Genomic DNA, 25576 nt, shown 5'->3' with positions numbered 1-25576 from the left:
CAATCGGGTAGCATTGAGCTAAGCTGGAAAAATGACTAAACAGATGAACGAAAACCCTTCAAGGGGACCTTCCGACCACAGCGTCCGTGATCAGGTTGTTGACGCGGCCACTGAGCATTTCGGCCATTTTGGGTACGAAAAAACCACTGTCTCCGACCTTGCTAAAGCAATAGGTTTTTCAAAGGCTTATATCTATAAGTTTTTTGACTCCAAGCAGGCGATCGGTGAGGTGATCTGCTCTAACCGGCTGGCGATGATTATGGAAATTGTCAACGCCGCGATTGCGGATGCGCCGACCGCAGCTGAGAAAATAAGACGCTTATTCAGGGCATTGTCAGAATCCGGCAGCGATTTGTTTTTTCGTGACCGTAAGTTGTATGACATCGCTGCGGTTGCTGCGCGCGACAAATGGCCTTCAGCAGAAGCTCATGAGCAGCGCCTGCGACAGCTCATTGAGAAGATCATTATTGAAGGGCGCCAGGCAGGTGAATTCGAAAGAAAAACGCCACTGGACGAGGCTGCGGATGCGATCTTTATGGTCATGCGACCTTATATCAGCCCGGTCCAGCTGCAATATAATCTGGAAACTGCCCCGGCAGCGGCTGCGCTACTGTCATCACTGATTCTGAGAAGTTTGTCACCCTGACATTGTGACTATTGACAATAATGGTCACTAGTTTGAATATAGGGTTCCTGTCCTGTTTATGAATTAAGGGAACCCATGCTCGGCCTTAAACCTGTCACCTTCGCTATTTGCCTGTTACCGTTGGCACTTGTGGCCTGTGGTGACGCTTCCGATAGCAGTGATCCACGCAGCCTGCCACCTCTGGTCAGGTCTGCAGCAGCGATCAACGCAACCGACTTTTCCCGCGCCTTCACGGGTGTGGTGGTTGCGCGAATTCAGAGCGACCTTGGTTTCAGAGTACAAGGCAAAATCCTGGAACGTCTCGTTGATACCGGTCAGACCGTGAAACGTGGCCAGCCATTAATGCGTCTGGATCCTGCTGATCTGAGCCTGCAGGCTCAGGCGCAGCAACAGGCCGTCGCCGCAGCAAAAGCGCGAGCTCGACAGACAGCGGATGATGAATCTCGTTATCGCGGTCTGGTTACCGCTGGTGCTGTATCGGCATCCGCATACGATCAGATAAAGGCCGCAGCAGATACGGCCAGGGCTGACCTCAGTGCCGCCCTGGCGCAGGCGAATGTGGCGCAAAACGCCATGAGCTACGCGGTCCTGGTGGCCGATGCCGACGGGGTAGTGATGGATACGCTGGCCGAACCGGGTCAGGTCGTCAGTGCCGGGCAGCCGGTTATCAGGCTGGCCAGAGCAGGGCAACGCGAAGCGGTCGTCCAGCTACCTGAGACGCTGCGTCCGGTTGTTGGAAGCGCGGCGCTGGCCTCATTGTACGGCAGCGATGAACAACCTGTTTCAGCGAAACTGCGGTTGCTCTCTGATGCAGCCGACCCGTTGACGCGCACTTTCGAGGCAAGGTATGTGCTAGGAGGCCCACTTTCTGGCGCACCTCTGGGGTCCACTGTCACCATCCATATTGCGGAGAGCAGAGCATCTCAGCCGTTACTGCAGGTGCCTTTAGCAGCCGTTTTTGACGCGGGTAAAGGACCGGGGGTCTGGAGCATTTCAGGCAACCCCGCCAGAGTGACATGGCGGCCCGTGCAGGTGATTAGCCTCGGGGATGATGTAGCAAGCGTGACCGGCAGCGTTAAGCCCGGCGAACAGGTCGTGGCTATGGGCGCTCATTTGCTCCATGACGGTGAGACAGTTCGGCTGGCTAAGCAGAGCGATGTCAGTGTCGCTGGGAGTCGGCCATGAATCGCGGGCGTTTCAATCTTTCCGCGCTCGCCGTACGTGAGCGTTCAATTACGCTGTTTCTTATCCTGCTGATCACCGTTGCCGGTATTCTCTCGTTCCTTGGACTCGGACGCGCAGAAGACCCACCCTTTACGGTCAAGCAGATGACAATCATCTCTGCCTGGCCGGGAGCAACGGCTCAGGAAATGCAGGACCAGGTGGCCGAACCACTGGAAAAACGTCTCCAGGAGCTTAAATGGTATGACCGCACAGAGACCTACACGCGCCCCGGCCTGGCTTTTACCATGCTTTCGTTGCTGGACAGTACCCCTCCCTCAGAAGTCCAGGAAGAGTTTTATCAGGCCCGCAAAAAACTTGGCGATGAGGCTAAAAACCTGCCAGCAGGGGTGATTGGCCCGATGGTTAACGATGAGTTCTCTGATGTCACTTTTGCGCTCTTTGCACTGAAGGCAAAAGGAGAGCCGCAGCGGCTATTGGTACGCGATGCCGAGTTATTACGCCAGCGCTTATTACATGTTCCCGGGGTGAAAAAGATCAATATTATTGGCGAGCAGGCCGAGCGGATATTTGTCTCATTTTCCCATGACCGTCTGGCAACACTGGGTATCTCTCCACAGGACATCTTTGCTGCCCTGAACAACCAGAACGTGCTGACGCCTGGCGGTTCGATAGACACCAGTGGGCCGCAGGTTTTTATCCGTCTGGATGGGGCGTTCGACAAGCTTGAGAAAATTCGTGAAACACCGGTTGTGGCGCAGGGAAGGACTCTGAAGCTGGCTGATGTGGCGACAGTAGAGCGCGGTTAAGAAGATCCGGCGACCTTTATGGTGCGTAACCAGGGTGAACCTGCACTTCTGCTGGGTATCGTGATGCGTGAGGGCTGGAACGGTCTGGATCTGGGTAAAGCGCTGGACAAGGAAGCCGCCAGAATCAATGCGGACATGCCACTCGGCATGACATTCTCGAAAGTCACTGATCAGTCAGTTAACATCAGCTCAGCCGTCAACGAGTTCATGATCAAGTTTTTTGTGGCGCTGCTTGTAGTGATGGTGGTCTGCTTTCTCAGTATGGGCTGGCGTGTGGGCGTGGTGGTTGCGGCTGCTGTGCCACTGACGCTGGCTGTTGTCTTTGTGGTTATGGAGGCTTCAGGTAAAAACTTCGACCGTATTACCCTGGGCTCGCTCATCCTGGCGCTCGGTTTACTGGTGGATGATGCCATCATTGCCATTGAAATGATGGTGGTGAAAATGGAGGAGGGCTATGACCGTATCAAAGCCTCAGCTTATGCCTGGAGCCACACCGCTGCGCCAATGCTGGCAGGTACGCTGGTCACGGCCGTTGGCTTTATGCCCAATGGCTTTGCGCAATCCACGGCTGGTGAATACACCAGCAATATGTTCTGGATTGTGGGTATCGCATTGATTGCTTCCTGGGTGGTGGCGGTGGTGTTTACCCCTTACCTTGGGGTGAAAATGCTGCCAGACATCAAAACGGTTGCAGGGGAGCATGCAGCTATCTACAACACCCGACGCTACAACCGGTTTCGTCAGTTACTGACACAGGTAATCGCACGAAAATGGCTCGTCGCGGGTTCTGTCGTCGCGGTATTTACCGTCGCCATTCTCGGCATGGCTCTGGTGAAAAAACAGTTTTTCCCAACGTCTGACCGGCCTGAAGTTCTCGTGGAAGTGCAGATGCCTTATGGCACTTCCATTGAACAAACCAGCGCTGCCGTGACGAAGATTGAGGACTGGCTGAAACGCCAGAAAGAAGCAAAAATCGTGACCTCTTATATCGGGCAAGGTTCACCACGTTTTTATCTCGCCATGGCTCCAGAACTGCCCGATCCCTCTTTTGCGAAAATTGTTGTCCTGACGGACAGCCAGGAAACCCGTGAGGCGCTCAAGTTTCGTCTTCGCAAGGCTGCGGCTAACGGCCTGGCCCCGGAGGCGCGAGTTCGCGTGACTCAACTGGTGTTTGGCCCCTACTCACCCTATCCGGTTGCCTTCCGTGTGATGGGGCCGGATCCGATGGTATTACGTGACATTGCGGACAAGGTGAAAACGTTGATGCAAGCAAGCCCCCTGATGAGAACGGTCAACACGGACTGGGGCTCTCGGGTGCCGACATTGCATTTCACCCTGAACCAAGACCGCCTGCAGGCGATGGGGCTGACATCAAATGCAGTGGCCCAGCAGCTTCAGTTCCTGCTTTCGGGCGTTCCGGTCACCGCAGTGCGTGAAGATATCCGTTCGGTACAGGTCATGGGCCGCGCTGCCGGCGATATCCGGCTTGATCCTGCGAAAATAGCGGGCTTCACTCTTATCGGCTCTGCAGGGCAGCGTGTTCCGTTATCGCAGGTTGGCGAGGTTGAAGTCCGCATGGAAGACCCGGTGCTGCGTCGTCGTGACCGTACGCCAACCATTACCGTGCGGGGTGATATTGCCGAATCCCTTCAGCCACCGGATGTTTCCACTGCGATTATGAAGCAGCTGCAGCCCATCATCACAACGCTTCCTGATGGATATCATATTGAACAGGCTGGCTCTATTGAGGAGTCAGGGAAAGCCACCAAAGCGATGGCTCCTTTATTCCCTATCATGATAGCCATGACACTGCTGATCATTATCCTTCAGGTCCGTTCGATGTCGGCAATGGTGATGGTGTTTATGACCGCACCTTTGGGACTGGTAGGCGTAGTGCCAACCCTGCTGATCTTCAACCAACCCTTTGGCATCAATGCGCTGGTTGGTTTGATTGCCCTGTCAGGGATCCTGATGCGTAACACGCTGATTCTTATCGGGCAGATTCATCATAACGAGCAGGAAGGGCTTGAACCCTTCCATGCGGTAATTGAGGCAACAGTACAGCGGTCCAGGCCAGTACTGCTCACGGCGATGGCGGCCATTCTGGCCTTTATCCCGTTAACACATTCGGTGTTCTGGGGAACCCTTGCCTACACCCTGATAGGCGGGACATTGGGTGGGACCATTATTACGCTGATATTCCTGCCTGCCATGTATGCCATTTGGTTCCGGATAAAGAGCCCTGCTTCAACCTCGTCAACGGAAAACCGTTCCACTTCTGAAGGATTAAAAAATGTCTGAACATAAAACGTTCTGATTACCAGCGTTTCATCGGGTATTGGCAGGGCGGCAGCCCCTGCCTTCATAACGCTATTTAGCATCTTCGATCAACGAGAGGTCGCGGCCACGGGTTTCCGGGGTAAAGAAGGTGGTAATAAAGCCCACCAGTGACATGCCCCCGACATAACAGGCGACAGACCGAACCAGGCAGGAAGGCAAAGAGGGGCATGGTTTAACCGCCCCAGGAGGTCACTGTTTCGACAGGCTGAGGATAGTACGAATGTTTTGTGCCGTGGTGGCAATGATATCAATCGCACCGGTACGCAGCGCACCGAGAATCGCCATCGCTTTGGTGTTCTCCGAGGCAACGGCAATCACGCAGGGGATTTTCCGCAATTCATCAATGCTCAGTCCAATTACGCGATCGTTCATCACGGTATCGACATGCTGCCCCTGGGCATTAAAAAAATCATACCCGGCGATGTCTCCGGTTACGCCCTGGTTCACGCTGGCGTCGATAATTTCATGCGGGGTAAACCAGCCCAGTTTCACCATATAGCTGTTTTCGTTCATATCACCGATGCCCACCAGGGCGATATCGGCTTTGCGCGCGCGATCCAGCGTTTCTTTGATGGTACCGTTCTGCATAAACGCTTCTTTTAACGCGCGGTTTTCCACATAGGCTGGGGCATACAGGGATTCACTGGTACCACCAAACTTCTTCGCCAGACGACGGCTGATATGGTCAGCATTGATGGCATCGCCGGGGCGGTGCGTCCCGCCGATACCGCAAATGAAGTGGCAATTACGCATCGGTACCTGGCCGGGGTGATCGGCGACCGCCGCTACGTTGCTTCCCTGGCCGACAGCGACCACGGTGTTGTCTTTCAGCGATTGTGCCAGATGGGAGGAAACCAGTGCGGCGACCTGGCGGCGTTGTTCTTCCGCATCCTGGAGATCCAGCGCAATCAGCGCCCGTTGTAACTGCGGAAAACGCTCCAGCAGTTGTTGCTCCAGACGGGTACTGAACACCGGGTGGTAGCGCACGTTGATCTCAACGATGCCTTCTTCGCGCGCCCGCTTCAGCAGGCGGCCAACTTTAATACGTGAAATACCAAACTTACGCGCAATCTCTTCCTGGGTAATTTCATCCTGATAATAGGCAACGGCAATTTCCGTCAGCAGCTCGGCATCCTGAGATAGCGTGTTTTTATTCATTGGTTAACCTGCCTGGCAGCGAGATGTCTGGGTGAGTCGATATGCAATAGGGAGGAGTTATATCACTGATACGGCTCGCTTTGCCAGACAGCGGCATCGCAAGCCGTAATCATCATCACGGTTAACGGCGGATTGCGTCAATTTTCAGCATGCGGGCGATAACGATATCCAGTTCTTTCTGGTCAAAGATTTGTTTCCAGTCTGGTTTGACGATCTTCTCACGGCCATATTCCATGGCGATCATGCAGGCATCGGAGAAGGGGTTGGTGGCACGGAACGCCACCGCCAGCGCGATCTGAATATGACCATACAACATCGCTTTCGCCGCTTCCTCCGGTACGCCGCTGTGTTTGACGGTTTCGTCCAGCGCTTCTTTCATAAAGGCACCGACCATGCAGGCGACGGTTTCCACCAGCGTCGGTTCAAGATAGGCCAGCTGGGTCACGGTCACCCAGTGGACCTGCTCAACCGGGCCGTACATCACGCTGATGACTTTACTCAGCTCCGCTTTCTGTTCATCGCTGCCGGTTTCATAGGACGCTGCAACGTGCTGTACGGCGGCCACGCCACCAAAGGCATCGGCATGTTCTTCTTTGGTATAACGCGCCAGAAACACTGAAGGGTGGCAGGGGTGCGCCACGGCATATTCGATGCCATCACGATGAGCAATCAGGTTGGCATAGGCTGCGGCCGGATCGAGGGTCAGCAGCACGGCGCCTTTCTTCATTTGCGGCACCACGCCTTCAGAGACTTTGCCCAGTACGATATCCGGCACTGCCAGAATCACCACGTCACTGAGCGGCACCACGGATGCCGCATCCGACAGCTCACGTCCCTGGGCAGTGACCTGCTCCTGGGCTTTCGGCGAATTTTCGCAATAAAACACCTGATAATCGCTTTTCTGGAAATTGGCAGAAATACGCATGCCCATTTTGCCGCCTGCGCCAATCACGGTGATAGTTTTCAGTGTATTGCTCATGGTTATTACTCCTGATCTTGTTTACTACGTAAGAATTCCACGGTGCGGCGCGTCCATTCGGCTTCGCGCTCGCAGGTCAGGCTGGCGTCGTCCTGCCAGGGCAGCCAGTGTTCGACGATCTGATTGATACCTTTTTCCGCCGGGCGCACGCTGGCGATCATGCGGTCATAATCGAGCAGTCCTTCCCCCATCGGGCAACCGGCAAAGGTAAATCCGACCCAGCCATCACGACGGGTAAAGGCAAAATCTTTGATATGAAGGTTGCCAACGCGCGCGGCGGTATTGGCAATCACCTGCTCAGGGAGTTCCAGCCCGGCTACGCAGTTGGCGGGATCGAGACACACTCCCAGCCACGGCGAGAGGAATTTGTTGATTACCGACATCATGGCGGCGCTGTTGACCTGCTCATAGGTTTCGAGGCACAGCCGCACCTGCTGGCGGGCAAAGTCCGGTAGCACGGCAGCGATCAGTTCGCTGGCCTCTTCCAGAGAGGGGCGATGATCGGCGGTGTAGAACATGGAACGCACCACACGGGCATCGAGAATCGCGGCCATATGCAGGTAGCGGCGCAGGTGCGCGGTACCCAGCCCACGGGTACCCAGTTCCAGGGTAATGCCCAGCGCATCGGCCTGTTGACGCAGCGTCTGCAACTGTTCGTCTGACCAGCTTTCAATCGCCGGGTAATCGCAAATCTGGAACACTGAAACATCCAGCTCCGCAGTCTGCTCAAGCATCTGGCTGAGCGTCAGCGGGTGAGGGACTTTTGCTGACATGCGCCAGAAAAACGCATAGGTACTGAGTCCGATACGGCTCATTAACGGATCTCCTTTAAAAGCACATTGGCTTCATCAACAATCTGCGTCAGCGCGTTCGGGTCATGGGCGAAACGGCCGAGGAACAGCCCATCGACGCTGCCTCCCAGACGCTGGATCAGCCCCGGCCCGGCGCTGCCGCCGTAAATCACCTGTAAGGTAATACCGGGTGGAGTGGGTAACTGGCGCAGGCCAGCGCACACCGCCCGGATGTAGTGGTCAGGTGCGGGTTGCGGTGCACCAATCGCCCACTGGGGTTCGTAAGCAAACAACAGGCTGCCGCGCAGGCCCTGTTGTTCCGCTTCTGCCAGCGCTTCTGCCAGCTGTTGTGCGCAGAGTGCAATGGCCTGATCGGGGCTACCCTCATGCTCTTCGCCAATGCACAGCACCGGCGTCAGGCCATGACGTAACGACATCGCCACCTTGGCGGCGATTTGGGTTTTATCTTCATGAAAATGCCGACGACGTTCAGCGTGGCCGATTTCCGCCAGTGAGCAGCGCAGCTCCTGCAACATGCTGGCGCTCACTTCGCCGGTCCAGGCACCGTTTTCGGCCTGGCAGACATCCTGACCGCCGAAGCGCACCGGCGTATCGGCAAAGATCTCCGCGACCGCCGGGATGGCCGGGTAAGCAGGTAATACAAACAACCCGATCTCACCGCTCTGGATCGCCGGATGGCGCTGTGCCAGCCCGGCGACATCCCGGCACCACGCCAGTGTCTGCTGATAGCCAAAGTACATTTTCAGGCTGACGCCGAGCCAGAGTGTCGGTTGCGCCATGCTTCAGGCTCCCTGCTCGGTCGTCGTGGCCGGTTCTTTCAGCAGGCCACCCACGATATTGACCACCATCGCCAGCGAAATCGCGCCGGCATCCGGTGTACCCAGGCTCTTTTCAGCAAGCGGACGTGCGCGGCCCATTTTGGGTAACAGCTGTGCGGTGGCCTGCGCTGCCTGATCGGCAACCTGGGCCGCCTCCAGCCAGGCATCCGTCAGCGTCTTGCCTTTGGCGACGGCGGCATTGAGGTTATCGCTGAACGGCACCAGTACATCCACCATGGTTTTGTCACCCGGGCGGGCTTTGCCAAAATGCATAATGCCTTCTTTGGCGTGCAATACCCCGTTGGCTACACGCTGTGCATCAGGTGCCTGCTGATCGCCAAGCGCAGTACCGAGCGCCGTCAGCGCTACGCCCCACAATGCCCCGGAGGTTCCACCCGCTTTATCTGCCCAGGCATCCGCAGCACGACACAGCAGGCTGCCTGCACCGGCCCCGCGTGCCGCGACATCTCGGGCTTTTGCCACCGCACCGAGGGAACCACGTTCCATCCCGATGCCGTGGTCGCCATCACCTGCAACCGCATCAATATCGCCCAGCTGCTGCGCATTGCGTTGCAACATGGCGGCGATTGCCTCCAGCATGTGCAGCACGCGCTGCGCACTTTCCTGTGATTCCGCACTGGCCTCGGGCAGGGGGTCTTCGGCGTTTTCCACACATTCGGCGGCGCTCAGTGGTTCGGCGGCGATCACGCTGCCTTTGCGGTAGGCAGGGGTATTGGCTGGAGCGCGCCAGAAGGTTTCCAGCTCATCATCCAGCCACATCAGGGTGAGGGAGGCACCGGCCATATTGAAGCTGGTGACAAACTCGCCGACATCCGGTTCCACCACCTGCAACTGCGCTTCTGCCAGCAGTTGCGCGACGCGGCGATACACCACAAACAGTTCTTCATATTTGACTGAGCCGAGGCCGTTGAGGATCACCGCAACACGTTGTCCAGCTGGGCTTCCGATGTCTGGCGGCAGTTCACCCAGCAACCGATCGACAAAGATCTCTGCCAGCACATCGGCGCGTGGAACATCGTCTTCTTTGATGCCGGGTTCACCGTGGATACCCATACCCAGCGCCATGCGTCCTTTTTCCACTTCAAACAGCGGATGCGTTGCCCCTGGCAGGCTACAGCCGGAAAACGCCACGCCAAAGGAGCGGGTACGTTCGTTAGCGTGTTGCGCCAGTTTCAGCACCGCTGCGAGGTCATAACCGGCTTCAGCTGCCGCGCAGGCTGCTTTAAATACCGTGAGATCACCGGCCACGCCGCGACGTTTCTCGCGCTCGCTGACGCTGGCGCTGGAGATATCATCGGTCACCGCCAGCACTTCGCAGGCAATGCCCTCGGCGCGCAGGCGTTCACAGGCCTGGCCGAAATGCAGTACATCACCGGCATAGTTGCCGAACATCAGCAACACGCCCGCGCCATTGTGAGCGGCGCGCGCCACGTTATAGATTTGCTGCGCGGAAGGGGAGGCGAACAGATTTCCCATCGCGGCACCGTGTGCCAGACCCTGCCCAACCAGACCGGCGAAGGCTGGATAGTGGCCGGAGCCACCCCCCACCACAACGGCGACGGTATCCGGCTGGCTGCGTGTGCTGCGCACCACACCGCCGGGTACCTGACGAACTTTGTCGGCGTTAGCAGCGACAAATCCTTCAATCAGTTCAGCGGCAAAAGCTGAAGGTTGGTTAAACAGGTACGTCATTATTATTGCTCCTGTGCGAGAGAAGTTGGCTGATGCAGGGGTTGCGAGCGGCGGCGATTGAGCAGCAGCATCAAAATGGCGGACAGCAGCATGAATCCACCCACCACAAACATCGGTAGGGCATAGCTGCTGGTGGCGTCATGCAACGCGCCGGTGATATAGCCCGCTGAAAAACCGGCGACATTACCCAGGGTATTGATCAGGGCGATAGCCGCGGCGGCAGAAGCACCAGTCAGGAACTGAGTCGGTAAGGTCCAGAAATTCGGTAAGGCAGCAAAAATCGAGCTGGCCGTAATCGCAATGACCAGAATGGTGGCCAGCGGTGAATCCATATACAGCGCCATCGGAACGCTGACGCCACCCGCAAGCGCGGGAATGGCGATGTGCCAGGTTTTGCAGCCGCGTCGGGTGGCATCTTTTGACCAGAAGAACATCACGACAGCGGCGATCAGATATGGCACGCCAGTGATCAACCCTTTCTGCATCACGTTAAAGGTGGTGCCGAACTGCTGCTGGAAGCCCGAGATGATGGTAGGCAGGAAGAACGCCAGCGCGTACAGACCATAAATAAAGCCGAAGTAAATCAGGCACAGCATCCAGACGCGGCCATTACCCATCACCGAACGCACGCTGTGATGTGCCTGGTACTGTTTCGTCTGATGCTCTTTTTCCAGCTCGCTGGTGAGCCAGTTCTTTTCTTCCTCGTTTAGCCATTTGGCCTGACGTGGGGCATCCACCAGCCAGAACAGGGCTGCAATACCGATCAGGATCGCCGGGATCGACACGCCCATAAACATCACGCGCCAGCCATCGAGGCCGAACAGGCCGTGCTGCTCAATCAGCCCTGCGGCCAGCGGTGCGCCAAATACCACGGTGAGCGGTTGTGCCAGATAAAACAGCGACAGGATTTTGCTGCGATGGCGGGCGGGTACCCACATGCTGAGATACAGAATCGCCCCCGGGAAGAAGCCCGCTTCGGCAATCCCCAGCAGCAGGCGCAGGGTATACAGGCCTTGCACGCTACTCACCCAGGTGAACAGCAATGACACGATCCCCCAGCTGATCATGATACGTGCCAGCCAGCGACGTGCGCCGAAACGATGCAGTGCCAGGTTGCTTGGCACTTCCAGCAAGATGTAGCCGATAAAGAACACCCCGGAAGCGAGACCAAATTGCAGTGCGGTGATGCCCAGGTCCTGGGTCATTCCATTTGGGCCAGCAAAGGAGATCGCGGTGCGATCGAGGAAGTTAATAAAGAACATCAGGGCGACGAAGGGGACCAGTCGCCAGGATATTTTGCGGATAGCGGATTGCTCCACCGCCGCCAGATTTGGCTTTCTCATAACGCACCTCCATGACGTGCGTGGTTGATCTTGATAAGCGGTGTTGGCCAGACGCATACGGCGTAGTGGCTGCAAGTGAACGGCGAAATACAGGGCTGATTACACATGTTCGAGTCCTTCAGGGGTCTTCTTGTGCTTTAGTGTCTGTAGCGAACAAATGAACATTACACGTATAAATGAGCGGCTCTCAAGCGCCATTTCCGAAAAATGTGAGGCGGCTCATATGTTAGGAAATTGATCAATATTTCGGACTTCAGGCCTTATTCCGGCTGGATTCACAGCTGAAAGGGCTTCGTTGTCGCAATGTACTCAACATTCCCGACAAAAACAAAAGAACTAATATTGAACATATGAACGATATTGTGGCAGGCTGTATGAGAAGAGTAGATCGCCTGCGAAGATCACAGGCCTGAGCGCATAACCTGCTGGAGAAGATGTATGAAAACCATTGCCATTGGTGCCGATGATGCGGCCATCGATCTGAAAAACCTGATTAAACGCTATCTGGAAGAGAAGCAATACGATGTACAGGACTACAGCAATGATGCGCAGAATGATCGTCCGATGTACCCGGATGTGGCGTTTGCGCTGGCAACGGCTATCCAGCAGGGTGAGCACGATCGCGGCATTCTGCTGTGCGGCACCGGCATCGGTGTGGCGATAGTGGCAAATAAGGTCGCAGGCGTGCGCGCGGCGCAGTGCCATGACACCTTCTCTGCGGAGCGTGCGCGTAAAAGTAACAATGCACAGATTATGACGATGGGCTCGCGTGTCATTGGACCGGAACTGGCAAAGAACATCGTCAACGCCTGGCTGGCTTCTGAGTTTGAAGGGGGAGGCTCGACGGCGAAAGTCGAAAAGATCGGTTATTACGAACAGGTCTGTCAGGCGAAGTAACTTTACCACTGGAGAATCCTATGTCATCACGCCGGGAACGGGCCAATGCCATTCGCGCGTTAAGTATGGATGCAGTACAGAAAGCCAAATCGGGACACCCGGGTGCCCCGATGGGTATGGCAGATATCGCCGAAGTTCTGTGGCGTGATTTTCTGAACCATAACCCGACGAACCCGCAGTGGGCCGCACGTGACCGCTTTGTACTGTCTAACGGCCACGGCTCAATGCTGATTTACAGCCTGCTGCACCTCAGCGGTTACGATCTGCCAATGAGCGAGCTGCAGAACTTCCGTCAGCTGCATTCCAAAACTCCAGGTCACCCGGAATACGGCTACACCGTTGGTGTTGAAACCACCACCGGCCCGCTGGGCCAGGGCATCGCCAATGCCGTCGGTTTCGCTATCGCTGAACGCACCCTGGCGGCGCAGTTCAACCGTCCGGGCCACGACATCGTGGACCACAACACATACGTGTTCATGGGCGACGGCTGCATGATGGAAGGTATCTCGCACGAGGTCTGCTCCATCGCCGGTACGCTGAAACTCGGCAAACTGGTTGCCTTCTATGATGACAACGGCATCTCTATCGACGGTCACGTGGATGGCTGGTTCACCGACGACACCGCAAAACGCTTTGAAGCCTACGGCTGGCACGTGGTGCGCGGCGTGGACGGTCACGACGCTGACGCCATCAAAAAAGCGGTGGAAGAAGCTAAAGCGGTCAGCGACAAGCCTTCTCTGCTGATGTGCAAAACCATTATCGGTTTCGGTTCCCCGAACAAAGCCGGTACCCATGATTCCCACGGCGCCCCGCTGGGCGACGCGGAAGTGGCGCTGACCCGCAAACAGCTGGGCTGGGACTACGCACCGTTTGAAATCCCGTCAGACATCTACGCGCAGTGGGATGCGAAAGAAGCCGGTCAGGCGAAAGAAGCGGCATGGGATGCGAAATTCGCGGCCTACGCGGCGGCGCACCCGGAGCTGGCGGCTGAATTCAAACGTCGTATGAACAACGAGCTGCCGGCCAACTGGGCAGAAGAGTCACAGAAATTCATTGAGCAGCTGCAGGCGAATCCGGCGAAAATCGCCAGCCGTAAAGCGTCGCAGAATGCCATCGAAGCCTTCGGTAAAATCCTGCCGGAATACCTCGGCGGTTCGGCTGACCTGGCACCAAGCAACCTGACCATGTGGTCCGGCTCTAAGCCGATCAACGAAGACCCGGCCGGTAACTACATCCATTACGGCGTGCGTGAATTCGGTATGACCGCCATCGCCAACGGTATCGCGCTGCACGGTGGCTTCCTGCCGTACACCGCCACCTTCCTGATGTTCGTGGAATATGCGCGTAATGCCGCGCGTATGGCGGCGCTGATGAAGATCCGTCAGGTGATGGTCTACACCCACGACTCCATCGGTCTGGGCGAAGACGGTCCGACGCATCAGCCGGTTGAGCAGATGGCGAGCCTGCGTACCACCCCGAACATGAGCCTGTGGCGTCCGTGTGACCAGGTGGAATCTGCGGTGGCGTGGAAATACGCTATCGAGCGTCAGGATGGCCCGAGCGCGCTGATTTTCTCCCGCCAGAACCTGGCGCAGCAGGATCGTACGGCTGAACAGCTGGCGAACGTGGCGCGCGGCGGTTATGTGCTGAAGGACTGTGCCGGTCAGCCGGAACTGATCCTGATCGCCACCGGTTCAGAAGTGGAACTGGCAGTAGCCGCTTACGACCAGCTGGCCACCGAAGGCCGCAAAGTACGCGTGGTTTCCATGCCGTCTACCGATGCGTTCGACAAGCAGGATGCGGCCTACCGCGAATCCGTGCTGCCGAAAGCAGTGGCTGCGCGCGTGGCAATTGAAGCCGGTATCGCAGATTACTGGTTCAAGTACACCGGCCTGAACGGCGCTATCGTCGGCATGACTACCTTTGGTGAGTCGGCTCCGGCAGAACTGCTGTTCAAAGAGTTTGGTTTTACCGCGGCGAAGGTGCTGGAAGTTGCCCGCTCCGTGCTGGCCTGAGAAAAAAATGGAGCATCGCGATGATGCTCCATTATTATTAGTTAACGACAGAACCGTTATCAGAAGTCGTAGAATAACGTAATCCAGGTTGCGTCTGCTTCATTATCTGAAGTGCTGGCAATGGTGCGTTCTACGTACAAGGATAAGCCATGGCCGAAGTTACTGCCCACACCTAAATAGGTGTGGTTAGCATGATACTCTTCATCACCTTTGAGGCGCAGTGAGTCGGCAGCAATATAAGGCTGTACCGATTTAAACCACGGGGCATCGATATTGAAGGTGTAACCGACGAAACTTTCCAGACCATATCCACTACCGGCAAAATAGTGATCGACGGTTGAATAACGCGTGCTCGGCACAAAGTCTTTGTAGTAACTTGCGGTTCCCACAATATACCAGTTGCCTGGCTGCCACGTCAGCGCAGTACCCGACAGCTGCTGATGGTATTTCTTCTCATTATAATCATTATCACGCATGGTGGCATTCGTGATGCTGTAAGCCGCACTCAGGGTCAGCGATTTAGTCAGATTATAATCGAAGCCTAAACCCTGGCCGCTATTACGACGATAGAAAAGGCCATCCCCGGCATTCAGGTTATCTTCTGGTAACAGGTAATTGGCATAAACCGTCAGGTCACCAAAAGTATTTTTATACTTGATGCTATTCTTGGCTCTGTTTGCGCCGTCGTAGTTGCCGTTGATACCAATACCGGTGCCACCCGCGTGACCGTCGTTATCCCAGACGTCACTTTTCATACCCACAACTTCGTAATAAATGCCGTACTGGTGGCCGTAGGTCAGGGTACCGTAACGGTCATCTTTGATGCCCGCGTACAGTTTCCTCTGCGTATCACGCTGTTTACCTTCAGGATAGTGGCTATCCCATCCGGCAGCTTTGGCCAGATCGACGCCCACTTCATACATGGCAATGACCGACGTATGCTGGCTGAGTGCGTAATCGCCACTAAAGCGGAAACGGGTGCCACCGTCATGCCCATTTTTATAATAACCCGGCTCCGGACCATTATTAAAAATGAATTCAGGGCGAATACTGCCGCCAAATTGCAGACTCAGCGGCGCTAACAGCGCATTGCTGTCCTTGTTCTTTTCAAGGATGGTTATTTCAGCGTGCGCTGAATTGGCTACGACCAGCAACGTGGCTGTGGTGAGACATAGTGATGTGGTGAGTTTTTTCATAGTATCCATTTCTTATTATGATAACGCTTAGAAAAAGCGGGCTGAAATTTTTACCATGATTGAAATGTATTGAATATATAAAATTCTTATATCACTCAGCATTGATAAGAATAGTTATCAGTAACGGGACTAACCTGAAGAGAATATGCGCGAGAAATGATGAGGTATCGAACTTTATCAGATTGAATTACATACATCGGGGTTATTTATTAATCTAAATTACCAATTTATGCGAAAAGACGCTTTAGGCTCGATATCATAAGACTTCCTGAGTCTGGCTGTCATTTTCTCCTGTCCACTCGAGCAATGTCCGGGCGCTTCTCTGGATAAAAATCGGTCAGATGTTGGTTGATGAAATGTTAACTGAATGGAGTGAAGGTGACAGGAATTTAACTTAAGGCAGACAAATAATTTATCAGAGTGGCAGAATAGAAAATAACTTTATAAATACCTCGTTCAATTAATGAATTGAATTGTAATTTTAATGTCGGGAGATATAAAGAGGGATATATCTGATTATTTTTCAAACGCATCAAGGAAGAATATGAAATGTTTACGCCCGGTTATTATTAGCATCATCGCTATGTTTAGCATAGCAAGTTGCAGTAGCTTTTTTTCAGGTAGCAGACCTATTGCTGTGCGCCCGTTGGATCGCAAAGAAATACAGAAGGCCTCTGCATTCGCGAGGAATGCACCATTACTGACGGCAGCAGAACCAGGGGAAACGGTCTATCTCTACAAAGTTGCCTTTGATGGAACTATGAATGATCGCCAGAGAATTCCCCTGGATGAGCGAGAAACACTGGTGGCGAGAATCGCTCGTACTGTCAACGCCATCTATTATCCTGGGGCAGGGATGCAGGGTAAAGAAATTAGTCGGCGTGATGCCGCCACTGGCAATAGTGGAATACATGTCGCAAACCAGGCAGCAGAAGACTTTTTCAGGCAGGCTGAAAAGTGGAAAACGGACGATCCCCACGCTGTCGTACGCATTTTTGTGACTGGCTTTAGCCGTGGGGCTGCGACAGCACGCCAGTTTATGAATCAGGTGACGAAGGAGTGGCACAATAAATTACCGCAGTCAGCGGTATCACCGCATTTCTATGCCATTTTTTATGACACGGTTGCCACGGGCCAAAGAAATCGTCTGGACTTGAGTATCCCGGTTTCGCTCGATTATCTTGTCCATTTTGTGGCGACAGATGAAGAGCGTAATCTGCTCTTTACCCCTACGGTGGAAGTTGTTCCTGATTCCGAACAGCTCAGTACCACAGAGTTGCAGGCAGGATTTCCTCAACGACTTAATATTATCCATTTGCCTGGGGCGCATTCTGATATTGGTGCTGCTTATTCTGAGGGTATTGGCGATCTCTATATCGTATTGACCGAGAAGTTCCTCTATATGATGGGGCTGATGCCTGGAAATTGCTGGAATACAACGTTTGACCCATTAACAAATGGCAAACATGATTCCCGTGGTTTTCTCGATATATTATTCGGTGCGCCAGATCCTGACCGGGTGCAGAAAGTTTCACGTCAGCAGGTGGTAGCGGAAGTCAAACCGCAGAGTAGTCAACAGCGTCGTGACAATCTGAACCGGTTGCAGCAGATGATCAATGCGAATACCGACCGGGGCGCGATGCTGGATTCATCACAGATCGAAACGGTATACGCCAGTTTCGTATTGTCGCGTGACCGCACGGGCGTTCATGTTAAAGATGTATCGAATTCAGTAGAAGCTGACTCTGTTTTCATCGATGAGAGTAAAGGATTAACGAACCTGCACTACAAAATGAAAGATGCAATGACGACTTTGTCATTGCATCTGGATAACAAAATCCTCTCAGCTTTAGACTCAGGCTCACAGACACTTTCGTATACTTTGCTCAAAACTCCCCGGCAATCTTATCTGGCAATCTGGCTGGATAATCGTTTAATTGAGATGCTGCCTGTACTCGAAGGAAAAACGATTACCTTTGGAAGGCTGAAGCACTGTAAGCCGCAAACGTCGGGAAGCTGGACAGCACCGGTGCAGCCGATGATTATCACATCGTTGAAAGGACGAGTTACTCAGTAAGAAGTGGGCCTTTAGTGGGAATGGGGGACGCCCCCCATTCAGTGGAAAATAAAAAACGACCTAAAAACAGAGAGTAAGACGATTTATGCTTGCTCTTTGTAAATTTAGATATTGATAAATCTCAATATGACGATTAGCATGCTTTTCACACCAGACACATAACTGCTCTGGAGCAGCGGATAATCCCCCTGATATGTCATTCGATCTGCTCGGATTTTAATCACTCATTCATATTTAATAATATAGATATATAGGTATCATGATGGATAACAACGCTCTCTTCACCACCACCCATCTGGGTCCGTTCACCCTGAAAAACCGCATTGCATTGCCGCCTCTGACCCGCTCACGTAGTTCACAGCCGGGAAATATTCCCAATGAATTAATGGCGGAATACTACAGCCAGCGCAGCAGTGCGGGTTATATGGTCACTGAGGGAACGCAGATAGAGCCGCGTGGACAGGGTTATGCATGGACTCCGGGGATCCACAGTGCTGAGCAGGTTGCAGGCTGGCGCAAAGTCACCCGCGCGGTTCATGACCGTGGTGGCATCATTTTTGCCCAGCTGTGGCATGTAGGCCGGGTTTCGCATACGTCATTGCAGCCAGGGGAAGCCGCGCCCGTGGCTCCCTCCGCCATCCCTGCGGGTGATAACGTTAAAGTCTTTATTGAGACAGGTCCGGGTACTGGCACGCTGGCACCGGCCTCTGTGCCGCGCGCGCTTGAAACCAGCGAAGTGAAGGACATTGTGAAGATGTACGCCAAAGCTGCGCAGAATGCACTGGATGCCGGTTTTGACGGCGTCGAGATTCATTGTGCTAACGGTTATCTGGTGAATCAGTTTATGTCCATCCACAGTAATCAGCGTGAAGACGAATATGGTGGCTCTTTGCAAAATCGTCTGCGTTTTCTGCGTGAAGTGGTGCAGGCGGTTGCCGATGTCGCCGGGAAAGATCGCGTGGGTGTGCGTTTTTCGCCGCTGTTCAACGACACAAAAGAAGAGCGTGTCTATCTGGGGCTGGTCGAGGACAACCCGCACGAAACCTATACTGAAGCAGTTAAAATCCTGCAGGAAGTTGGCATCGCTTACCTTTCTCTCGCTGAAGCCGACTGGAATAACGCACCGGAGTTGCCAGTCGCGTTTTACCAGCAAGTCCGCGATATCTTTGGTGGCACCATCATGTATGCGGGGCGTTATACCAAAGAACGCGCGGAACGCATCCTTAACGCTGGTTGGGGTGATATCTTTGGTTTTGGTCGCCCCTTCATTGCTAACCCTGATTTACCGGCGCGTTTAGCCAATGGCTGGCCGCTGAACGCTGTCGATGCAGCCACCATGTACGGTGGTACAGCGAAGGGTTATACCGACTATCCGCAGTACGAGTGATCTGCTGTGATAACACTGTCTTATTCTTGCCCGCCGTTACGGCGGGTTTTTGTAAGTTTTAACCTATCGATTGATATTATTTTAATAGGTGATATTGCGTATCTTTAGTGAAGGATTGCGAACATAATCAGTGTTAGCAAAAACTAACACCAATGCTGAATTTTTCGTTCAGTAAGTTAATAAAGGGTAACATATGGATATCAAATCTATCATTGCCGGTAGACTGGTAGAGGCAAGAGAAAGCGCGAAGATGACTCAGGTACAGGTAGCGGACGCGTTAGGATTAGTGCGCCAAACTTATGCCCGATTCGAGCAATCTCAGGCTTTGCCTGATGTTGCTCAATTGATAACTTTAACTAAGTTGTTTGATAAGCCTCTCGATTATTTTTATGAATCGGGTTCTGATTCTTATCGTATTGCCTTACGTGCGGATGACCCTGATTTATTAAAACCAGAGCTAAAAAACAGGTTAATCGAAAAACTAAAGAATATAAATGATATAGAGCAGGCGGCTGATAAAAATAAAGTCAATGAATACCCCAGTTCTATGCCAATATTTGAAGCCACTGAGTCAACTCTTCAGGAAGTAGAAGATAAGGCATATAGCGAAAGGAATCGTTTAGGGATTGGCAATGCAACTTGTGTCGGTGATATCGTATCTGTTCTGGAATCAGCTGATATTAGAGTTATTCCTTTTTCCCTGAGCGCAGAAGAGGGAGACTTGCTGTCAGGCTTTTCTCTTTTTTCTGAGAAATACGGCCCGGCGATTTTTGTCAATAACCATCATTCAATCCCGGTAGAACGACAGATATTTAGTATATGTCATGAATATGCGCATATCATTTTCCATCGTAACGAATATGATGGTCCCTCAAAAAAATACAAAACCAGCGGTCGTAATACTTCGCCTGAAGAAAAAATTGCCAACCATTTTGCAGCATGTTTTTTAATGCCAAAAGATGCCATCAGAAGACAGTTTAATAATGCCGGCGGTGGTAAAGCTTATGCTGAAACCATAATGAGATTAAAAAAAGTTTTCCGGGTGTCAGCTGCATCAATAATTTCCAGGTTAGAATCAACTAAGCTGATCACTAAGGATAATTCAGGAAAGTTATGGGGTTACGCAACTCTGCGGAATTGGAGAATTAGCGAACCTGAGCCAATAATCGAACCATTAAGTTATGATAAAAGGATACTTGAGTTATCTCAGAAGGCATGGTTTAACGGCACTGCTTCTGAAGGATTTATAGCGGACCTGTTAGAACTTGACAGGAAGTCGTTAGCTTCTTTATTAGAAGAGTGGTACGGAGAGCTGGAGGCTCAGGATGCCATTTAATTGTGACCGATGTGTGGTTGATACAAATGTTTTATCGGATTTTTATGAGGCCGACTGCTTAGAGATTATATGGAAGCTATTCACCGGCGGTGTATGGATTGATCCCTACGTTTGTGAGGAGTTGAAAAGGCGATTTGACATAGATGTTGCTCTCTGTTTGCAACAAAAAAGACTGGCATACCATTATACAAATAATCTGACAGAAGAAAGCTACATAGAAATGGCAGAGATAAAAGCCAGGAAAAATGCACTAAAAACGGCAGATATCTTATGCATAATTTATTCAAAGCTTAATGACGCAACTTGCCTTTCAGCTGATGGTGCTGTGGTAAGAATTTGTGCAGAAAGAGAAGTGAAGGTTGCAAGACATGGTGGGATTCTGGAAGAAGCTTTGAGGCGTCAGCATATAACGAAGCAGGAAGCATTGAGATTGTTCACTGTGTTTATAGGCCAGGGGTTGATGATGTCTCAGGCATTAAGACAGGAATTTATACAGAAGTTTTCTTAGGCCACACAAAGGAACCTGATGATGCGGGTTATAAATGAGCAGGGATGGTGCATCCCCCATCGGGATATTGTAATATCGTGATATATCGACGTGATAAGAGAACGGGTACCGGGTAATGTCTGAAATAAAATTAAATGATGTGCTAAAAGCGCTGAGCAATCCGGTTCGGATGGAAATCCTGCAGTGGCTCAAAGAACCCAAAAAGCATTTTGATCAGCCCTATGCGGATGCCGATGAGGTTGGCGTGTGTGTCAGCATCATTCAGGAGAAGGTGGGATTGTCGCAGTCCACGGTGTCACTCTATCTTGCAGCCCTGCAACGTGCGCAACTGGTCACCTCCCGCCGCATCGGCCCATGGACCTATTACAAACGCGATGAAGAGAAGATTGCCGAGTTTTTCCGTTTACTGGAAAAGCAGGTCTGACCGGATAGTCAGATGGCACTTTGTTAACTTTCCGCTTTTTATGCAGCCCCATCTTAATCAAGTCAACCAGGCTGGATAGCTCATCAGAAAATGACTCTCCCACAGCCGTTAACCCCTTTTGCCTGTACAGCTTTGATTCCCAGCCAGTCCATCATACCTCGTGCCGCATGGCGGCCTTCCGCCATTGCCGTCACCACCAGATCGGCCCCACGCACCGCATCCCCCCCGGCGAAGATCTTCGGATTGGTAGTCTGATATCGATACGCGCTGTTGACGCTGGCGGCGATACGCCCCCGGCTGTCCAGGCGCACGTTCTGGTCTGCCAGCCACGGCATGGCATGCGGATTGAAACCAAATGCCATAATCACAATATCGGCAGGCATCACAAACTCACTGCCTTCAATCGGCACCGGCCGACGGCGTCCCGTTGCATCCGGTTCGCCGGGTTGTGTACGCAACAGACGAATGCCACACACCTTGCCGCTGTCGCCCAGTTCCAGTTGCACTGGCTGCACATTAAATTCAAACGCTGCGCCCTCGTCGCGCGCGTTTTTCACCTCTTTACGTGAACCGGGCATGTTGGCCTCATCACGCCGATAAGCGCAGGTGACTTTGTTAGCACCGTGGCGCAACGCCGTGCGCACACAGTCCATCGCAGTATCGCCACCGCCAAGTACCACGATATTCAGGCCTGCGGTATTGATAAACGGTTGCTCTGTACTCTCCGGCAGGCCCATCAGCTGTCGGGTATTGCCAATCAGAAAGGGCAACGCTTCACAGACACCGGGCGCATCCTCGTTGGGTAGGTCGGCCTTCATCGAGCGATAAGTCCCGACACCAAGAAATACCGCGTCATAGTCGTTAAGCACTTTATCGAGCGCGATATCTTTGCCAATTTCGCAGTTCAGCTCAAAACGGATGCCCATTGCACTGAAGATCTCACGACGTCGCGCCAGCAGCGATTTATCCAGCTTGAAGGAGGGAATACCAAAGGTGAGCAGACCGCCGATTTCCGGGTGGCGATCGTAAACCGTCGCGCTGACGCCATTACGTGCCAGCACATCGGCGCAGGCCAGCCCGGCAGGCCCGGCACCGATAATGGCAATGCGTTTCTTCACCGGCTGCACTGCGCTGAGATCGGGCCGCCAGCCCTGTGCCAGTGCCTGATCAGAAATATAACGCTCAATATTGCCAATGGTTACCGCACCATATTCGTCGCGTACCGTGCAGGCACCTTCACATAGCCGATCCTGTGGGCAAACACGGCCAGTGATCTCCGGCAGGCAGTTGGTCTGATGAGAAAGCTCCACGGCGGCGGCAATGTTGCCTTCTTTCACCTGCGTTACCCATTGCGGGATATGGTTATGCAGCGGGCAGGTCCATTCACAGATGCTGTGCTCGCCGCAGGTCAGGCAGCGTTGTGCTTCGCGCAGCGCCTGATCGGCACGAAAGGGCAGATAGATTTCATCAAAGCCCGTTTTTCGTGCGGCCAGTGGCAATTTATCCGGTTCGCCACGCGGTGGGGTTTTACGCATTTGCTGCACTTTATGATCGTCAGGCATCGGCATTGCCGCTGCGACTTTATGCCATGGCTGCGCTTCCTGGCTGGCAGTATGCAGGCGGCGCGCCTGCACCAGGTTTGTCAACGTCGCGTCATTCACCAGGCGCAGTGCATCTGCCGGGCAATTTTGCGCACAGGCCGGGCCGTCCGGGCGCTCAAGGCAGAGATCGCATTTGTGCGCGGTGGCTTTCACCTGTCCTGCCCCCAGCGGATTGACCAGTACCTGCATGGTGCCGAAAGGGCAGGCAATGGCACAGGATTTACAGCCAATGCACCTTTGCTGATCAACTTGCACCGAATCACCAATGCGGCTGATGGCACCCATCGGGCAACTGCGGGCGCAGGGTGCATCTTCACAGTGATGACAGGTGATGGCATTGCGCTGCTGCTGATGTTTAATCACCGTAATGCGCGGATGAAACTGCTCGGGGCTTAACACGTGTTGCTCATCGTTATGCGCCATCACGCAGGCGACTTCACAGGCACGGCATCCTATACATTGCTGGCTATTCGCCAGCATAAACCGGTTCATTGATAACCTCCGTTTTAATGCACAAGTCCTTTCATTTTGTATGGTTATCAAATTTACCGGCTGAACATGAGACAGGCAATGTTCATTTGCCCAAACTTACAGCAGCGATGCTCGGGGACGCTCAGCTCCGCCAGCGCGACTGACGAATGACATGGCAGAAATTCATCGGTGTAAATCGCGCGTCCTTGTCTTTCAGCACATCTGCCTTGACGTTACCAAAGGTGGTTGCGGGTTTGTGTTTAATGCCATCGTAGAACGCCTGGATAATATCCTCCTTAAAATCAGGCGTGCGAGGATGCTGCATAACCACCGCTTCCCGATCAGCATCGCTAAAGGTTTCGTAGCCCATTCCCAGCACATCCATTTCCACACCTGCGGTAACAAGGGCTATTTCTGGTGCCATAAACTCAGGAATGCCGGGGGTGGTATGCAGAGCGATGGCGGTCCAGACTTTGTCGATATCTTCCTGTTTCACACCATAACTTTGCATAAATTCACGTGCCGCATTGGCCCCATCGACTTCAAAACGCTTATCGCAGCTGCAATGTTCATGAGTCAGTCCGATGTCATGGAACATACACCCCACATACAGCAATTCATGGTCGACTTTGATATCCCGCTGCCTGCCCGCCAGTGCTGCCCAGTAAAAAACCCGGCTGGAGTGGTTAAACAGCAGGTCCGATTCTGTGTCACGAATAAAGGTGGTGGTATCACGGGTCATTTGCGTATCGGGGATGCGGACCCCCTGAAGAGTGAAGCTCATGTTATTTCTCCGGTTGAATGTCTGTCGCTCATTCTAAAAGAGAAATGGAGTGTCTATAATAGTATTAGTTGGGCAATATCGGACATACAGACATAAACCGTCATGAGGAAAGAGGATGCTGCATCACGTCGTGATCCTGGCAGTGCCAGGCGTGCAATTGCTCGATGTTGCCGGGCCGCTGGATGTTTTTGCAGAAGCCAATCGTATCCTGCGCCGTGAAGTGTATAAAACCAGCGTCATGTCACTGGCCGGGGGGAGCGTTCAGTCTTCTTCCGGCGTCAGGATTGCAACGGATTGCGCGCTGGCAACGTTTGCAACGCCAGCGGGATTAACCTTTCTGGTGGCGGGAGCGCCCGATATTCACGATCACGTATTGGATGATGGACAGATTGCCGACATAACCCAGCTGTGTCGTCAGAGTCACCGGTATGGCTCGGTTTGCACTGGTGCGCTGTTGCTGGCGCAAACCGGTTTGCTGGATGCACGGCAGGTCACCACGCACTGGTCGGTGGCGAAAGAGCTGTCATTGCGTTATCCCGCGACCCGGGTTGATGCCGATGCCCTCTATATCGCCGACGGCCCGGTGCGTACCGCGGCAGGCGTGACATCGGGCATGGATCTGGCGCTGCGTTTTGTCGAGGAAGATGTCGGGCGGGAAGTCGCGCAGGATGTAGCGGCCAACCTGGTGATGTTTTTTCGCCGACCCGCAGGCCAGGGCCATTTTATCCGTAAACAGCAGACTTCCCTCGCTGGCCGTTCTGCGTTACAGGATTTACAGCGCTGGGCGTTGACCCATCTTGATGAAGTCAAAAATGCGGCGCATCTGGCGCAGCACCTCAATCTGAGTCCCCGCCATGTGAATCGCCTGTTTAATCAGGAGATGGGCCAGGGAACCGCAGAATGGCTGGAGGGGGCGAGGATTGCCCGCGCCCAGGAGCTTCTTTGTGCCGAGAACCCGATGAAATCCATCGCTTCCTTGTGTGGCTACAGCAGCAGTGATGTGATGCGCAGAGCCTTTATCAAGGTGACCGGTCTGACACCCTCGGTCTATCGGAAGATCTACGGTGCGAAAAAATAAGG

Annotated in this window: 19 protein-coding genes and 1 pseudogene; 11 read left to right on the top strand and 9 right to left on the bottom strand. The window is 53.4% G+C overall.

The window, feature by feature from the left end; genetic code table 11:
* Nucleotides 1-31 precede the first annotated feature (31 nt).
* From PW844_RS11760 to PW844_RS11750, 3 genes and pseudogenes are all read left to right on the top strand, one after another.
* Complete coding sequence (locus PW844_RS11760; RefSeq protein ID WP_299451761.1) at nucleotides 32-646, top strand: TetR/AcrR family transcriptional regulator; 615 nt, start codon at nucleotides 32-34, stop codon at nucleotides 644-646.
* A gap of 75 nt (nucleotides 647-721) precedes the next feature.
* The gene (locus tag PW844_RS11755; RefSeq protein WP_299451759.1) at nucleotides 722-1831 is read left to right on the top strand and encodes an efflux RND transporter periplasmic adaptor subunit; all 1110 of its coding nucleotides are present in this window, start codon (nucleotides 722-724) and stop codon (nucleotides 1829-1831) included.
* A pseudogene (locus PW844_RS11750) lies at nucleotides 1828-4938 on the top strand (efflux RND transporter permease subunit). The gene PW844_RS11755 and the pseudogene PW844_RS11750 overlap by 4 nt, the downstream one beginning before the upstream one ends.
* Before the next feature lie 228 nt (nucleotides 4939-5166).
* On the opposite strand, the gene PW844_RS11745 reads toward PW844_RS11750, so the two are convergent.
* From PW844_RS11745 to PW844_RS11720, 6 genes are all read right to left on the bottom strand, one after another.
* Nucleotides 5167-6135 (bottom strand): sugar-binding transcriptional regulator, encoded by a 969-nt coding sequence (locus PW844_RS11745; RefSeq protein ID WP_299451757.1) that lies wholly within the window; start codon nucleotides 6133-6135, stop codon nucleotides 5167-5169.
* A 121-nt stretch (nucleotides 6136-6256) separates the two neighbouring features.
* On the bottom strand, nucleotides 6257-7114 hold the full coding sequence (locus PW844_RS11740) for a phosphogluconate dehydrogenase C-terminal domain-containing protein (RefSeq protein WP_084879667.1): 858 nt from the start codon (nucleotides 7112-7114) through the stop codon (nucleotides 6257-6259).
* Between the two features lie 5 nt (nucleotides 7115-7119).
* Nucleotides 7120-7929 (bottom strand): TIM barrel protein, encoded by an 810-nt coding sequence (locus tag PW844_RS11735; protein ID WP_299451754.1) that lies wholly within the window; start codon nucleotides 7927-7929, stop codon nucleotides 7120-7122.
* Nucleotides 7929-8705 carry a triose-phosphate isomerase family protein gene (locus PW844_RS11730; protein WP_299451752.1) on the bottom strand — a complete coding sequence of 259 codons (777 nt, stop codon included), beginning with the start codon at nucleotides 8703-8705 and terminating at the stop codon, nucleotides 7929-7931. The genes PW844_RS11735 and PW844_RS11730 overlap by 1 nt, the downstream gene beginning before the upstream one ends.
* Nucleotides 8706-8708: 3 nt before the next feature.
* The gene (locus PW844_RS11725) at nucleotides 8709-10457 is read right to left on the bottom strand and encodes a dihydroxyacetone kinase family protein (RefSeq protein WP_299451751.1); all 1749 of its coding nucleotides are present in this window, start codon (nucleotides 10455-10457) and stop codon (nucleotides 8709-8711) included.
* 2 nt (nucleotides 10458-10459) lie between these two features.
* On the bottom strand, nucleotides 10460-11800 hold the full coding sequence (locus PW844_RS11720) for an MFS transporter (protein ID WP_299451750.1): 1341 nt from the start codon (nucleotides 11798-11800) through the stop codon (nucleotides 10460-10462).
* A gap of 438 nt (nucleotides 11801-12238) precedes the next feature.
* Between PW844_RS11720 and rpiB the strand changes: the two genes are divergently transcribed.
* Complete coding sequence (gene rpiB, locus PW844_RS11715; protein WP_021186464.1) at nucleotides 12239-12697, top strand: ribose 5-phosphate isomerase B; 459 nt, start codon at nucleotides 12239-12241, stop codon at nucleotides 12695-12697.
* A 20-nt stretch (nucleotides 12698-12717) separates the two neighbouring features.
* A complete protein-coding gene (gene tkt / locus PW844_RS11710) occupies nucleotides 12718-14712 on the top strand; it encodes a transketolase (protein WP_299451747.1) in 1995 nt (664 codons plus the stop codon).
* 59 nt (nucleotides 14713-14771) lie between these two features.
* Here tkt and PW844_RS11705 read toward each other — a convergent pair whose 3' ends face one another.
* Nucleotides 14772-15908, bottom strand: coding sequence for a porin (locus PW844_RS11705; RefSeq protein ID WP_299451746.1), 1137 nt, complete (start codon nucleotides 15906-15908; stop codon nucleotides 14772-14774).
* Nucleotides 15909-16452: 544 nt separating this feature from the next.
* Here PW844_RS11705 and PW844_RS11700 point away from each other — a divergent pair.
* The 5 genes from PW844_RS11700 to PW844_RS11680 all read left to right on the top strand — a co-directional run bounded on the left by PW844_RS11700 (nucleotide 16453) and on the right by PW844_RS11680 (nucleotide 21640).
* Entirely contained in the window at nucleotides 16453-17985 is a 1533-nt protein-coding gene (locus PW844_RS11700) for a DUF2235 domain-containing protein (RefSeq protein WP_299451745.1), read from the top strand.
* A 262-nt stretch (nucleotides 17986-18247) separates the two neighbouring features.
* Nucleotides 18248-19372 carry an alkene reductase gene (locus tag PW844_RS11695; protein WP_299452031.1) on the top strand — a complete coding sequence of 375 codons (1125 nt, stop codon included), beginning with the start codon at nucleotides 18248-18250 and terminating at the stop codon, nucleotides 19370-19372.
* Between the two features lie 193 nt (nucleotides 19373-19565).
* The gene (locus PW844_RS11690) at nucleotides 19566-20708 is read left to right on the top strand and encodes an XRE family transcriptional regulator (RefSeq protein WP_299451744.1); all 1143 of its coding nucleotides are present in this window, start codon (nucleotides 19566-19568) and stop codon (nucleotides 20706-20708) included.
* Nucleotides 20698-21216, top strand: coding sequence for a hypothetical protein (locus PW844_RS11685; protein ID WP_299451742.1), 519 nt, complete (start codon nucleotides 20698-20700; stop codon nucleotides 21214-21216). The genes PW844_RS11690 and PW844_RS11685 overlap by 11 nt, the downstream gene beginning before the upstream one ends.
* Before the next feature lie 115 nt (nucleotides 21217-21331).
* Nucleotides 21332-21640: a helix-turn-helix transcriptional regulator gene (locus tag PW844_RS11680; RefSeq protein WP_084879675.1), complete on the top strand. Its 309-nt coding sequence runs from the start codon at nucleotides 21332-21334 to the stop codon at nucleotides 21638-21640.
* 83 nt (nucleotides 21641-21723) lie between these two features.
* Here the strand turns inward: PW844_RS11680 and aegA are convergent, their stop codons facing one another.
* Both aegA and PW844_RS11670 read right to left on the bottom strand, forming a co-directional pair.
* Entirely contained in the window at nucleotides 21724-23733 is a 2010-nt protein-coding gene (aegA, locus tag PW844_RS11675) for a formate-dependent uric acid utilization protein AegA (protein ID WP_299451738.1), read from the bottom strand.
* A 121-nt stretch (nucleotides 23734-23854) separates the two neighbouring features.
* Nucleotides 23855-24496 carry an HD domain-containing protein gene (locus PW844_RS11670; RefSeq protein WP_299451736.1) on the bottom strand — a complete coding sequence of 214 codons (642 nt, stop codon included), beginning with the start codon at nucleotides 24494-24496 and terminating at the stop codon, nucleotides 23855-23857.
* A gap of 115 nt (nucleotides 24497-24611) precedes the next feature.
* Between PW844_RS11670 and PW844_RS11665 the strand changes: the two genes are divergently transcribed.
* A complete protein-coding gene (locus tag PW844_RS11665; RefSeq protein WP_299451734.1) occupies nucleotides 24612-25574 on the top strand; it encodes a GlxA family transcriptional regulator in 963 nt (320 codons plus the stop codon).
* Nucleotides 25575-25576: the final 2 nt, after the last annotated feature.

The sequence above is a fragment of the Pantoea sp. genome (genome assembly GCF_028283705.1).
Lineage (GTDB): Bacteria > Pseudomonadota > Gammaproteobacteria > Enterobacterales > Enterobacteriaceae > Pantoea.
The sequence above is the reverse complement of the archived record's forward strand: the minus strand, read 5'-3'. Positions and strand labels throughout refer to the sequence as shown.